The 14,116-nt window shown below is 35.6% G+C and carries 13 protein-coding genes; 7 read left to right on the top strand and 6 right to left on the bottom strand.

Annotated elements, in window-relative coordinates; genetic code table 11:
- Positions 1-74 precede the first annotated feature (74 nt).
- Positions 75-1,892 (top strand): T9SS type B sorting domain-containing protein, encoded by a 1,818-nt coding sequence (locus FLUTA_RS01865; protein WP_013685154.1) that lies wholly within the window; start codon positions 75-77, stop codon positions 1,890-1,892.
- Between the two features lie 36 nt (positions 1,893-1,928).
- Here FLUTA_RS01865 and FLUTA_RS01860 read toward each other — a convergent pair whose 3' ends face one another.
- On the bottom strand, positions 1,929-2,396 hold the full coding sequence (locus tag FLUTA_RS01860; protein ID WP_013685153.1) for a hypothetical protein: 468 nt from the start codon (positions 2,394-2,396) through the stop codon (positions 1,929-1,931).
- Positions 2,397-2,452: 56 nt separating this feature from the next.
- On the opposite strand from FLUTA_RS01860, the gene FLUTA_RS01855 reads away from it, so the two are divergent.
- From FLUTA_RS01855 to FLUTA_RS01835, 5 genes are all read left to right on the top strand, one after another.
- Positions 2,453-3,073, top strand: coding sequence for a GldM family protein (locus FLUTA_RS01855; protein ID WP_013685152.1), 621 nt, complete (start codon positions 2,453-2,455; stop codon positions 3,071-3,073).
- Positions 3,074-3,411: 338 nt separating this feature from the next.
- Entirely contained in the window at positions 3,412-3,603 is a 192-nt protein-coding gene (locus FLUTA_RS01850) for a hypothetical protein (RefSeq protein WP_013685151.1), read from the top strand.
- A gap of 124 nt (positions 3,604-3,727) precedes the next feature.
- Entirely contained in the window at positions 3,728-4,384 is a 657-nt protein-coding gene (locus FLUTA_RS01845; RefSeq protein ID WP_013685150.1) for a hypothetical protein, read from the top strand.
- A gap of 125 nt (positions 4,385-4,509) precedes the next feature.
- Positions 4,510-5,751, top strand: a complete 1,242-nt coding sequence (locus tag FLUTA_RS01840) for a serine hydrolase domain-containing protein (protein WP_013685149.1) — start codon at positions 4,510-4,512, stop codon at positions 5,749-5,751.
- Positions 5,748-6,131, top strand: a complete 384-nt coding sequence (locus FLUTA_RS01835; protein WP_013685148.1) for a YchJ family protein — start codon at positions 5,748-5,750, stop codon at positions 6,129-6,131. The genes FLUTA_RS01840 and FLUTA_RS01835 overlap by 4 nt, the downstream gene beginning before the upstream one ends.
- Positions 6,132-6,149: 18 nt before the next feature.
- Here the strand turns inward: FLUTA_RS01835 and FLUTA_RS01830 are convergent, their stop codons facing one another.
- Positions 6,150-7,106: a sulfatase-like hydrolase/transferase gene (locus tag FLUTA_RS01830; protein WP_013685147.1), complete on the bottom strand. Its 957-nt coding sequence runs from the start codon at positions 7,104-7,106 to the stop codon at positions 6,150-6,152.
- A 246-nt stretch (positions 7,107-7,352) separates the two neighbouring features.
- Between FLUTA_RS01830 and FLUTA_RS01825 the strand changes: the two genes are divergently transcribed.
- A complete protein-coding gene (locus tag FLUTA_RS01825) occupies positions 7,353-8,105 on the top strand; it encodes a LytR/AlgR family response regulator transcription factor (RefSeq protein ID WP_013685146.1) in 753 nt (250 codons plus the stop codon).
- A gap of 56 nt (positions 8,106-8,161) precedes the next feature.
- Here FLUTA_RS01825 and FLUTA_RS01820 read toward each other — a convergent pair whose 3' ends face one another.
- From FLUTA_RS01820 to FLUTA_RS20450, 4 genes are read right to left on the bottom strand one after another with little or no spacing between them, the layout of a single operon-like run.
- Complete coding sequence (locus FLUTA_RS01820) at positions 8,162-9,469, bottom strand: TolC family protein (protein ID WP_013685145.1); 1,308 nt, start codon at positions 9,467-9,469, stop codon at positions 8,162-8,164.
- Positions 9,466-12,519 carry an efflux RND transporter permease subunit gene (locus FLUTA_RS01815; protein ID WP_013685144.1) on the bottom strand — a complete coding sequence of 1,018 codons (3,054 nt, stop codon included), beginning with the start codon at positions 12,517-12,519 and terminating at the stop codon, positions 9,466-9,468. The genes FLUTA_RS01820 and FLUTA_RS01815 overlap by 4 nt, the downstream gene beginning before the upstream one ends.
- A complete protein-coding gene (locus FLUTA_RS01810) occupies positions 12,516-13,547 on the bottom strand; it encodes an efflux RND transporter periplasmic adaptor subunit (RefSeq protein WP_013685143.1) in 1,032 nt (343 codons plus the stop codon). The genes FLUTA_RS01815 and FLUTA_RS01810 overlap by 4 nt, the downstream gene beginning before the upstream one ends.
- Positions 13,544-14,017, bottom strand: coding sequence for a MarR family winged helix-turn-helix transcriptional regulator (locus tag FLUTA_RS20450; protein ID WP_013685142.1), 474 nt, complete (start codon positions 14,015-14,017; stop codon positions 13,544-13,546). Before FLUTA_RS20450 ends, FLUTA_RS01810 begins: the two co-directional genes overlap by 4 nt.
- Positions 14,018-14,116 lie beyond the last annotated feature (99 nt).

Below are 14,116 nucleotides of genomic sequence, written 5' to 3'. Positions count from 1 at the left end.
TAAAATAAGAATAATATAAATCTTCAAGCAACTAAACAGTTACTATATCCGTTTAGTATTTATAAATTTGCGTTATGAAGAAAAATTTATTAGGTGCATTCTTTGCTCTATTGCTGTCTATTACGGCGAATGCTCAGTGTTCCCAATACCCAACATTGAGCCTTGGAAACGATACTTTACTGTGTCAAGGTCAATCATTAAGTCTTGCAGTTCCTGCAGGATATGATAGTTACACATGGAATGTTGCTCCAGGAAATCAGCCAAGTGTTACAATTACAACTCCTACTACATTGATTTTGAATGTCGCAAATTTTACCCAAAATTTAGTTGTAAATGGTGATTTTGAAGCTGGAGACACTGGTTTTACAACTGGTTATGCTTACGGAACGTCTCCTGCAATAGGAGGTATTTTATGGGATGAATCAACTTATGCGATTACAACTAATCCAAATCTCGTACACAGTAGCTTTTTTACATGTAGTGACGTAGGTACAACGGGACCTGGTAATATGATGGTTGTAAATGGTTCAATTATACCAAACACAAATGTGTGGTCCCAGACTATTAACATCGATCCAAATACGAATTATTCTTTTTCTGCATGGGTAACAAGTATGGAGAATATTAGTGCTGCCCATGTTTCTGTTTTACAATTCTTTATTAATGGCATTCAAATTGGTCCAGTATTTAGTCCTAGTTTAAATGGATGTGATTGGCAGCAGTTTTCGCAAATTTGGAATTCTGGTGTGAGTACTTCAGCTATCATTAGTATCGTTGCTCAAGTTTCGAGCGGAAATAATGACTTTGCAATTGATAATATTACATTCAATACAGCTTGTGTACAAACGGATACTATCGTGGTAAGCTACGATCCAAATACAATTGATGCGGGAGCGAATGTTGCTTTTTGTCAAAATGAACCACAAAGTGTAACAGCAACTGCAAATTACGCAAATCCTAGCTTTACATGGGAAACAGGTGCAACTACACCAACAATTACTCCAACTGCATCTGGTTGGTATACTGTTTCGGCAGTTAGTCCTAGTGGATCAGGATGTGTTTTACGAGATTCTGTCAATGTAAATATTACTCTAATGCCTTGGGGATTTGATACAGTTGTAGCACAGCCTACTAGTTGTGGAACAAATAATGGGGCTGTTTATACACTTGTTCACGGTCCATTTGTGGGACAGCCAATTTATACATGGAATGGTCCTGGAGCTAATAATCCGAACCAAATTAACGCTTCTGTATGGCAAAATTTAGGTGCTGGGTGGTATTATATTGATGTGCAAAATCAAGGATGTCACAGAAGAGATTCTATTTTGGTGACGACATTAAATCCGCCAATTGCTCAATTCTCAGCCAATCCAACTTCGGGTTATGGTCCATTGACTGTTGATATGACAAATACAAGTAGTAATTCTTCCGATTTTCAGTGGTTTTTTGGAAATGGGAATACAGCGAATGTAAATGACTTATCGTCTCAACAACAGGTATATGATACCGTTGGATCTTATACGATTGTTTTGGTTGCAACGAATGGAAATTGTTCGGATACGACCTCTATAGTTGTCAATGTGATTCCTCCGCCAATTCCACCAGTAACTGTTCCCGTAGGTATTATAGTACCGAATATATTTACTCCAAATGGAGACCATGTAAATGATTTGTTTACGTTTGAATTGTTGAATATCAAATCATTGAATGTAACAATTGTAAATCGTTGGGGAAATCCAGTAAATGTATCTAACACAGTTCCTTTTGCTTGGGATGGTAAAGATGCATCCGGAAACTTAGTGGATGAAGGAGTTTATTTCTACAAATACACTGCAAAAGGAGCTCAAGATGAAGATTTAGAAGGGCAAGGCTTTTTGCAAATGTTTAAATAGAATAGAATTAAAATTTACGATTTTGGCGGGCTTGGATTATTTTTTCTCAGCCCGCCATTCTTTTAATGACAATTCTTCGTCGTTTATTGGATCGTAATAATAAATGGATTTATCTGGATAAATCCGGAATTCAAAATAAGTTGCTAAAGCTTCTCCATTGTCTTCCGAAACCGAAACGCCGTAATATTCTTGATCATCAGAAGGAGTAGAGGAAATTCGACCAACTAAAGATCGTTTTCCTTTTGATTCCAATTTTATTTTTTCGGATAACGATACCACTTCGGGAAGTTTCCAAATTTGATCAATGAGTTTATCTTCGGTGTTGGATAATTTTACGTGTGTTTCCGCTACTTTTTTTGTCGGTTTAGACTCTTTTTCTGGCCTTTCTTCATGGCTTGGTGCTTCAACTTTCGGTTCAACGATTTGTTTTTCTTCTGCGGGGTCGTCGCAAGAAAAAAGAATGGAACTTAAAATGATAGCTACTAATATTTTGGATCTGTTCATAGTATCCAAGATAATTATTTTGATTACATTTAAGTAAAAAAATTAACATCTATTCTATGAAATTAATAATCAGTATAGTCGCGTGTTTCGTTTGCTCTATGAGTTTTTCTCAAATTGTTCTATCTATTCCTGAATACAATGTGGTTTATCGAGGGTATGACAACAAATTAAAAATAGGCGCTGGGTCAGAAACAGCATTTCTAGATTTAGAAAGTACACAAGCTCAAATTTACAGAACAGATTCTTGTTTTATCTTAAAACCAACAGGATCTGAAAAAACAATTACTGTAATTGCACGAAATTTCAAAGACAAAAATGTGGTTGGAACTTGGCAGTTTCGCGTTTTAAATTTACCAACACCGACTATTTTCTGGGGAATGCATCCTAGTGGTTCGGCAGTTGTAACGTTGGACAAAGTGAACTTACGCGCTGGATATGATGAAAATTCAATTCTGGAAAATCCAGGTTTTGAAGTTGTCAATTATCAAGTGAATTCTCCGCTGATCGAAAAACCGATGAGTCCAATTAATGGTGGAGTAGTCACACAAGAAGTTCTAGACGCATTGACAAAAGCGAAATCTGCGAATAAAGGAAAGCCAGTTTCTTTTACGGTTATTTTACAAGTCAAAGGAAAAGATGGATTGATTCGCAAAATGACAGCTGAGTATACGTATTAATATAGGCTCAAAATAGATTTCTTTGAACCTATTCCTTGTTATTACAAAATTTAGATGAAATGGTATCTTTGATATGATTAATCAAGGAAACATTAATTATGAAAAAGAGATAGGCACATTCTATTTAGTTCTAATTTATAGTAGAAGTCAATTAAGTAAACGTTAAATTTTTTGAAAAATATTTTTGCTTTTTGTCCTGAATCATTTATGAATAGAGAGATTTTATGGGGTTTATAAATATTCAATATTTTGAAAATAGAATAGTGAAATCAAAATCTGATGGAGTAATCAAATTTTATTCATAATATTGCATTGTAATACTAATACACTAGAACGCAATGGGACATTTACGAGCAAGCAAGGATTCAAAATCCAAAAATTCTGGTACTGTTATTGAAGTTGTAGCTTCGGTTGAAAATTATAGAGATAAGTTGTATAAACCAATTTCTGATTTTTCTTGGAAAAATGCTTCTCCAGCAGAGATTCATAGTGAATCATTACCACATTATGCAAAGAGATTTGCAATTTAAAATCTAATATTATTAACTACTTTATAGAAAAGAGGCGTATGCCTCTTTTTTGCTTAAATACTATTATTCATTGACTAACGAAAAATACTACTTCCTAGGACGGCAAAATAGGGACATCAATATAATGCATAGTAATTTGAACCTTCCGGATGATGTTAATTCGATTGTAAGATATGGTTTGAATTTAAAATGTAATAAAAACATTTCTCGAAAATTCATTATTGAATTACATGATTATAAAGGATTTTCATTAGTGAAATTCTATCCGCATCATTTAAAAAAAGTTCCTAAAAAATATGAATTAAGGGGTGAATCAATAGGATATAGATTGGATAGAAGTAATCTATTAGACTTATTATACCAATGTGCATTAGTAATGAAGAATTATTTAGAGAATTATCCTGAAAATTTTACTGGATACGTAGGGCAAACAGATAAGTTAGATTCTTGCAGAAAAAAAGCATATTCACAAAGGAGTAGTGTATATAATATTCTTACATCGTCAATTTTTCCTACGGAACGTTATAAGTTGTCAGCAAAACAGAAATTTAAAGATGTTAATCTAAGATTAATTCGGAAAGTTGTATCTAAGCAAAATGGAAAATTGACAACACATCAATTTCAAAATTATCAAGAATTTTTGACCTATTTTGAATCAAGAAAAGGAGATTTATATGATTTAATGACTCCGATAACAAAAGAGAGAGTAGTTAATGAATTATCACGTTCTGAAAATACTGACACCATTGAGGTTCCAATAACTATCAGGAAAAGATCATAAATAACAATTTTAATTTATGGTATTTGATACATTAAGGATTTTTTTGCTTTTAATTATGTACTAAGATAGGTGTGTTGATTTTTAAAGAAAGAAATGATTCGTTGAAGTTTTCTTAACTTTGCGCCATGATTTTCGGATTTCCTCGTTTTGCAACTCTTTTAGTGTTCTTTTTTTTGGTTTTAGGCTGTCAAACCAAAGTCAAAAAAACAGAGAAAGTATCTGCTAAAGTACTTGTAAACAGCTTTCAATTTCCTAAATTCAATTCTGTTCCGAAGTCATTTAGCCCTCATTATTACGATAGTATCAGTGCATTTTATCGGAATCGAATTGCAGAAGACTTCAATGGGATGTTTTTGATCGCTAAGAATGGAGAGATTGTTTATGAACGTTACAAAGGATTCGCAAACGAAAAATTTAACAAGCGAGTGGACAAGCATACTCCGCTGCATGTAGCTTCTATTTCCAAAGTAGTTACGGCTTTGATTATTTGTAAGTTAGTAGATTCCAATCAAGTTGTTTTAGATAAGGACATTCGGTCGTATTTGCCTGAAATTATGTATGAAGGAATTACGGTACGTATGTTGTTGAATCACCGAAGCGGAATTCCATATTATGGGTATTTTCCATATACCATTTGGCCAGCAACCAAAAATCTAACGAATCAAAAAATCATTCAGTTGTTGAATCAATACAAAATGCCTTTGTATTTCCCTCCGAATTCCCAGTTTTCCTATTGCAATACCAATTATGCCTTGTTGGCACTTATAGCGGAACGAGTTACGCAAAAGAAATTTCCGAAAATTGCCAAGGAATTCATTTTTGAACCACTTGGAATGACTGATTCGTTTATCAACGATGGAAGGCAAAATTCGGACACCATAGCTCGTTCGTATGATTCAAGAAATCGCTTGGAACCATTTACGAATTTGGATGGAATTTATGGAGATAAAAACCTGTATACAACAGCTCGAGATTTATTGAAATTGGACAAGGCAACTTATTCAAACGATTTTTTGAGCGCATCCATCAAAAAGGAAATATTTCGAGGGTATAGTTACGAACGAAAAGGTAAAAGTAATTACGGTCTAGGATTTAGAATGAGAGAGGATAAGGGGAAATCTAGCTTGTTCTTTCATACAGGTTGGTGGCATGGAAATACGGGGTGTTATGCATCGCTCAGAAAAGACACAATTTGTATGATTATTATTTCCAATCATTATACGAAGAAAGTATTTGGAATTAATCGCTTGTCGACCTTGTTTGGAAATTATCCTTATGAGCCTTTGATTGATACAAAGGAAAATTTCATCAAACCCAATGATGCAAAGTCGCAAATGACAGAAGCTATTCGAAAAAAGAAACCATGAGTTTGGAATCCGTTCAGTTATGTTATTGTGGAAGCAATAAACCATTTGAAAATTGCTGCGAACCTTTTTTACAAGGAACGAACTTTCCTTCGACTGCAGAAGAATTAATGCGTTCAAGATATTCTGCCTATGTGACTATGAATGTTTCATATATCTTAGAAACAACTTCTCCCAAATATAGAAAATACTACAATCCGAAATCCATTTTGGAATGGGCATCTAAAAGCACCTGGATTAGTTTAGAAATCATTTCTTCTTCCGAAAAACGGGTGAAATTTGTGGCGACTTATTTAGATGAAACTGGAGTGCTAACTAGGCACACGGAAGATTCCCAATTCGAAAAAATAGGAGGTCGCTGGTATTTTATGGATGGAGAATAATAATTGCGATTTTTTGTTTTAGTCGAATAATTCTGTCAAAACTCTTCCTTTTCCAGTTGGCATTTGAAAATGCAGGATTTCAGAAATTGTTTTACTGATATCTAATTGTTCTGAACAGTTTTTAGAGACCACATTCTTTTTGAAATCTGGACCCATTGCTAGCAAGCTAATATGTCTACAGCCTTCACATCCATCTCCATGACTGATGTATCCATCTTTATGACCATCTAAATGGCGACCATGATCATTGGTAATGATGAGTGCGGTCTTGTCTTTTAATTTTTCGTTAGATTGGATGAAGTTCCATAATTGAAAGGCATAATCATCACATTTCTGAATCGATTTCAAGTACATTTCCCATTCTTTGGAATGAGCATAAGCATCAGCTGCAAGTAAATTGATTAACATCAAATGAGGTGGTTTTTCGGAAGAAAGAACTTCTTTCACTTTGTCAAATGTTTCTTGATCATTGGTGTAATCTGCTCCATTTCCATTGAGTCCACAATAGGTGTATGGTTTGTACACATTCCACCACTTTTTATAGCGGGTATTTCCTAGAACTTCCAATTTTCCTTTACTGGAAATAACCCATGCATCTGAACGTGGAACGGCTTTCTCTTTCAGATAATATTGAAACATGGTAGGGTATTTTGGTAGTTGTTTTCCCCCATTTGAGAGTCTTTGGTATCTTCCAGTTATGATAGCAGAATGTCCAGAAATTGTTAATGTTGGTCCATTATTTCTGAAATCACTCAATAAAACGCCTTCTTTTTTTAAGTCATTTCCTAAATGTGGAATGTATTTGTAAGTAGAATCACCAAATGTTTCTGTGAAACGCGGGCCATCAATTACTAGTACAAAAACATATTCTGTTTTGTATTTTTTTACTTCATTTTCAGGTAACCGATTGAATTCGAATGAGGAAGTGATAAGAACTCCAACCGCAATTACCAAAGAAAGGAACAATTTAGCCATGCTTCAATTTGAGGTGCTAAAGTTACTTTTTTAATTCAGATATAGGATTGTGTTTTTTATGAAATAAAATGTGAAAAATCCTGTAACCTTTTCTATTTTTGAACTTCTTAAAACGTTGAAAATTTCAATCTTTACTGAGTAAATCCGACTTAAACTCTATAATTAGAATAAATTTTCTGTATTGGGGACTAAAAATACTAAAATGTCGTTTTCATTTGAAATACGAATAAGATAACTACACATACGATGAAAACCAAAAGGGTACTGATTATTGATGATGAAGTTGATGCAAGAAGAGTAATTTCTAAATATCTAGAGCGTTATTTTCCAAGTTTTCAAATTGTTGGAGAGGCAGATTCCTTTAAATCTGCTGTTGAGTTAGTTAATTCGACTGAAGCGGATTTAATTTTCATTGATATTAATTTAGGTGATGGAAGTGGCTTTGAAGTATTGGACGAAAGTGATGCTTTTGCTGCTGAAGTTATTTTTACCACGGCCTTTGATCAATATGCTGTAAAAGCATTCAGGTATCATGCGATGGATTATTTATTGAAACCGATAGATTCTGAACTATTTGTTGAAGCAGTCAACAAAGCAATAGATAAAGTAAGAGATCTTCGTTCAATGAGTGCTGATCAAATAATGATGTCTTATGGTAATGGTGAACGTAAGATTTCAATTCCGACGGCTGATGGAATGTGTTTTGTCAGATTAGATTCTATTGTATGCATGGAAGCGGATAGCTCTTATTGTAAAATTTTTTTAGATGATTCCAAAGAGATTATTGTGTCAAAACCACTCCGTTTTTTTGATGATAAATTGCGCACGAACATCAATTTTATCCGACCTCATAAATCGTTTATAGTGAACATGAAATTTGTAGATGAATATTTGAAAGAGGATGGAGGATATATCAAAATGAAAAACGGATTGAAAGTTCCCATTTCTCGCCAAAAGAAAGAAGATGTGATTCGTGATTTACAAAATCATTTTTTGTAACTTAATTCTTTATGCCTTCAAAAGGTATACACCTTTAAACTTCTTGTGAACTTTCTCTACGGTATTAAGTTCTTATAGTTTCCAGTAAACAAAGCTAAATTTAAAGCTGCAGTTCGTAGATTGAATTCAGCTGATAATTGTCTATTCTTTGCTTGAATAATCGAAAACTGAATTTCTCGTAGTTCAAATTGTGTCAAAGAACCATTTTCAAAGGATTTTTGAGCAATTTCAAACATTTCTGTAGTGTTTATTATTGAGCTATTTTCCAAGCGGAACATCCGTTCTGAAAATACATAATCTTGCCATGCCTTCTCAACTTCTGTTTTGATGGTTTGTTCTTGTTTTTGAACAGTCAATTCTGCATTCTCTTTCTGGAGTTGGTTATTTTTGACGGCTGTCACATTCGATAAACCATCCAAAATAGTCCAGTTTAAGGTGAACCCAAAGCCTGGACCTAAACTCCGATTGGATGAAAGTAAACCCACTTCACTTTGTGATATTGCAGTTGTGTATTGGGCATAAAATGACAGTTGTGGATAATACCGACTTTTCAATTCTTTTCGTTGTTGATCAATAATGGCAATTTGACTTTTTTGAATCAAGATACTTGTGTTTTGAGCTAAAGCGCTTTCCAAAACAGCACTTTGGGTTATAGGTTGCAGGACTGGAATTATTTCATCAACATCAAATTGAACATTTCCTGCATCACCCATAACTGAAGCTAAATCGGCTTTTGTTTTGATGATTAGATTTAAATGATTCAAGTAGTTGGAAGAGTCTGTGTTTAAGTCCAACTTTGCTTGCAATAATTCCAAATCATTTGCTGCACCGTTTTTCGATTTCAATGAAATCAAATCAAAGCGTTCTTTTGATAATTGAATGGCTTCTTCATAAACGGTTTGCATTCGTTTGTAGTACTGAATACTGTAGTACAAAATAGAAGCTTGATAAATGGACATTTCCATTTGAGCCGTTAGATTTACAGTTGCTAAATCTTCCGATAATTGCAATCTTTTATCACGTGCAAACATCGCAAAACCATCAAATAATGTCCAGTTTAAGCGTGCTGCTGCTGTAAACGCATTGTTTCTAGCCCCGTTTTTCTCATTGATTTGACCGGAAAAAAATTCTTGTCTTGTATTGGTGAAAGTCCAACTTTGATCGGCATTGACAGCAACTGTTGGCAAGTATCCAGCAGTTCCTATGTTGTTTGAATTATCTGCAACTTTTGTATTGTTGCGCTGAATCAATACATCGAAATTATTTGCTAGAGTCCGTTTAATAACTTCCTCAAAGCTTAAAATTTGTTGAGACAAAGTAACCCTACTTGAAAGAATCAGAAATAGAAGAATAAACTGTTTCATGGTTTTAATTTCGATTTTTTAGATGTCAAATAAATGTATAATCCAGGAATCACAAATAAGGTTAGAATTAAGGAAAAAGCTAGTCCTCCCACGATTGAAATTCCCATTGAAATTCTACTGGTTGCAGCATCTCCCAATGCCAATGCAATAGGAAGCGCACCTAAAATGGTTGCCAAGGTGGTCATTAAAATTGGTCTGAAACGCTGTGCACAAGCGTCGATAATTGCTTCTTTGATACTTAAACCATCTTCCCGTCGCTGATTCGCGAATTCAACGATCAAGATTCCGTTTTTGGTAACCAGACCAATCAATACAATAATTCCGATCTTTGAGAAGATGTTTAATGTTTGATCCGTTAGCCAAAGGGAAAATAGTGCTCCTGCCAGTGCTAGAGGAACGGTAAATAGTATGATCCAAGGATCGCGGTAACTCTCAAATTGTGCTGCTAGGACGAGGAAAACCAATACCAATGCAAGAAGACCAGCGAAGATGATACTACTTCCGCTTTCGGCAAATTCCTTCGAGGTTCCTGCCAAACTGTGAGAGAAACTTTCGGGCAGTACTTGTTCCGCAATTTTGTCCATGGCATCAATTCCATCACCAACGGTGAAACCCGCATTCACATCTGCCTGTACTGTTGCTGAAACATAGCGATTGTATCGGAATAATTGTGGTGGACTTGATTCGTTGCGGACTGTTACAAGGTTGTCCAAAGGGATCAACTCTCCAGATTCACTTCTCACCTGTATGGCGCTGAGATCTGAGGGATCATCCCGTTTTTCTTTCATAGCTTGACCAATCACCTGGTACTGTTTTCCATTCATAATGAAATAACCGTAACGCTGACCAGAGAAGTATAATTGAAGCGTAGAAGCAATGTCATTGACATTTACTCCAACACTTTCAGCCTTGTCGCGATCAATATCTACCTGCAGTTCGGGTTTATTGAATTTCAAATCTACATCCACGATTTTGAAAACAGGATCAGCGATTGCTTGTTCCAAGAATTTTGGAAGTGTTTCCTTCATGGTTTCAAAATTGGGAGCTTGTAATACGTATTGAACTGGCAGTCCTGACTGACGTCCTCCACCAATTGTTTGTTCTTGTACAATAAAAGAACGCGCAAAGTTGAATTCTCCCAAACGTTTATTGAGTAAATTGACGATCTCTTCTTGCGAACGTTTTCGATCCTTTACAGGAAGGAGGTTCACACGAACGAACCCTGCATTAACGGCACCTGAGTTGAAACTTGGGGAAGTTACTGCGATAATGCTTGTTTTTTCAGGTAAGGTATCGATGAGGTCGATTATTTGCTGTTGATGAAAGTCCATCCTTTCGAAGGAAGTTCCTTCTGGTGCATTTGACCTGATCTGGAAACGCCCCTTGTCTTCCATTGGTGCTAATTCTGATTTTAAACTTAAACCGTTCCAAATGATCAGGACTATACAAAATGCCATTAGGATAAATGCAATCCATGGACGTTTCATGAATTTAGTGAGCGAATTCCTGTATCCCGACATGAGTTTATCCAACCACACTTCGGTCATTTTGTAGAAACGAGAATGTTTTTCCTTCTTCTTCAACAAACGGGCACTCATCATTGGAGTTAAAGTCAAGGAAATAAAAGCAGAAATGATTACTGATCCAGCAACAACAACTCCGAATTCACGGAATAAACGACCAGTTAATCCATCTAAGAAAATGATCGGAAGGAAAACCGTTGTAAGTGTTATAGTTGTGGAAATAATGGCGAATAGAATTTCTTTTGAACCTTTGTGTGCAGCTTCTTTCGGATCTTCACCACGCTCAACCCGTGCATAGATATTTTCCATAACAACAATGGCATCATCGACCACTAGTCCTGTTGCTAGAACGATTCCGAGTAGAGTAAGTAAGTTGATTGAGAAATTCGAAATGTACATGATAAAGAAGGTTCCGATTAATGAAATCGGAATAGCAATGATTGGAATCAAGGTGGTTCTCCAGTCACGCAGGAACAGGAAAATAATGACTACAACCAATCCAAAGGCAATCAGGATTGTTTCTTCTACTTCTGAAATGGATTTTCGGATATTTTGAGTGGAATCGAGAGCTACGCCTAAATGCACATCTTTAGGCAGTTCTTTCTTGATTTGTTCTACTTTTTTGTAAATCTCATCGACAATCTCTATATAATTTGCTCCTGGCTGTGGATTGATGGCAATACCGATCATAGGAATTCCATGATTTCCTCGAAGTAAAGTGCGTTCATTTTCAGGAGCAAGGTTTGCACGACCAACATCCTTTAAACGAACAATTTGTGTTCCTTTTTTTGCAACAATTAGGTTGTTGAATTCTTCCTCCGTAGTTAAACGACCGAAGGTGCGAATCGTCAATTCGACCGTGTTTCCCTCAATTCTTCCGGAAGGTAATTCTACGTTTTGGTTCAATAAGGCATTTTTCACATCCAAAGCAGTTAAACCCAATCCTGCCATTCTTTCAGGATCCAGATTGAATTTCATGGAGAACTTCTTCTCTCCCCAGATACGGATTTCACTAACCCCCTTGATTGTTTGCAAACGTTCTTTAAATACATTGTTTCCCAAATCGGTTAGTTCCAACAAAGTCTTTTTATCGGATTGAACGGTTAAGGAGAAGATTGTTTCTGCATTGGCATCTGATTTCACAACGACTGGAGGGTCTGCGTCTGGCGGAAGATTTCGGATAGCAGCGGAAACCTTATCTCGCACATCATTTGCGGCGTTATCTAAGTCTACACTCAAATCAAATTCTACTACAATACTACTTCTTCCGTCAGAACTGGTTGAAGTAACAGTCCGTATTCCCGAGATTCCATTGATTGATTCTTCCAATGGTTCTGTTATTTGTGATTCGATGACATCTGGGTTTGCTCCAACGTAATTGGTCGTAACGGTAATGATGGGTGGATCCACCGAGGGGAATTCCCGAACACCAAGAAAGATAAATCCAATTACTCCGAAAAGCACCACAATGATGGATAGAACACTTGCTAAAACTGGTCTGTTTATACTGATGGATGCAATGTTCATTTCGTAGCGAGTTTAGTTTTTACAGGCATTCCCGCTCGAACAGCTAACAGACCAGATATGAGTACTTGATCTCCTTCGTTTAATGCTCCAAGGATTTGAACTTTGTCTGGTGTTCTGATTCCAATTTCTACTTGAATTTCTTCTATCAAGCCGTTCCGAACAACAAAAATTTTCTGACCTTTTAGAATTGGGATGATACTTTCAGACGGAACCATGAATGCATTTTCTTCTTTCCCCATGTCGTAGTTAATGGAAACAAAAGAACCAGGAATTAATCCTCCTGGATTTGGAAGAGAAGCACGAACGGTCATCATTCTGGTTCCTTCATTGATACGTGGTTCAAAAGCATACACTTTGGCTGAGTATGTTTTTAAGTCACCATCTAATTGAAATTGAATGAGTTGTCCTGTTTTGACATTTCGCGTATATTTTTCAGGAACAGAAAATTCGATTTTCACTGGATTTTCTTGAACAATTGAGGTGATACGTGTATTTGTTGAAATGAATGCTCCTTCGCTAACGAATCTTAAACCAATTTTTCCAGAGAAAGGTGCACGGATGGTTGCTTTGGAAATTTGAACGTTCAATAAATCCAATTGAGCTTTTGTATTTGCGAGTGCAGATTCTGCAATTTCATATTCTTGCAAACTAATTCCCTTAGATTGATACAAAAGTTCTTTTCGTTTTTGATCTTTTTCAGCTAAATCTAGTGTAACCATTAATTGGGCTTTTTGCGCTTTTAAAATATCGGAATCTACTTGGATGATGACAGAACCCTTGCTTACATTTTGACCTTCCTTAAAAGAAATACGTTGAATCCGCCCTGCAACTTCAGAATAGACATCCACTTGTTCATTCGGAATAACGGAGCCAGGAATTGCGATAGATCGAATAACTTCACCAGCTTTAATTTGAACCACATCAACAGTTACGATTGGGGCTTTTTGAGCCTTTAAATCTTCTTTTTCTTCTCCACAAGCCGTTAGTAGAACAATGAGCGTAAAAAATGGGATAAGCTTTAATATCATGAGTTTAACTTTTTGGGATAGAAAAATTCGAATTGATCTGCTGGTATTTCTTGTGTCTTTGTAATAAGTTCAGTAAGTATTAGCTCAAAGGTGGCATGTAAACTAGGGTCTAGAAGGCTGAAAAAATATTCGTTTGTTTCTTTGATTCCTTTCTCAATTTCTCCAATCCAAGGCTCTGCTTGAGAAGTAATGTTAAGTAAATGTTGTCTTCGGTCGTTTGGATTTGTTTTGCGCTCAATGAAACCATCAGATTCGAGAGCATCCAGTATACGAACCAACGAAACTTTATCCATTAATAATTGATTAGCTAATTCTTGTTGACTAATTATTCCATTCTTTTTTCCAATCAGATACAAAGGGAAATAATACCGCTCAACAGGAGTTTTTTCCATCTGAATCGCTAATTTTCCGATATATTGTTTCGTTAGGAAACTAAAAAATCGACCTAAAGGCCATTCTTGTGTTGTCATTTTATTAAACTAGTTAACAAAGTTAACTATTAAAGGTCTTAACTAGTTTTTTTTAACTAAAAATTGACTTAGATTCTGTTACATTTGTTTTTCGAATAC

The sequence above is a fragment of the Fluviicola taffensis DSM 16823 genome (assembly GCF_000194605.1).
Lineage (GTDB): Bacteria > Bacteroidota > Bacteroidia > Flavobacteriales_D > Crocinitomicaceae > Fluviicola > Fluviicola taffensis.
Note: the sequence above shows the minus strand (reverse complement) of the source record. Positions and strands in the feature narration are given on the sequence as shown.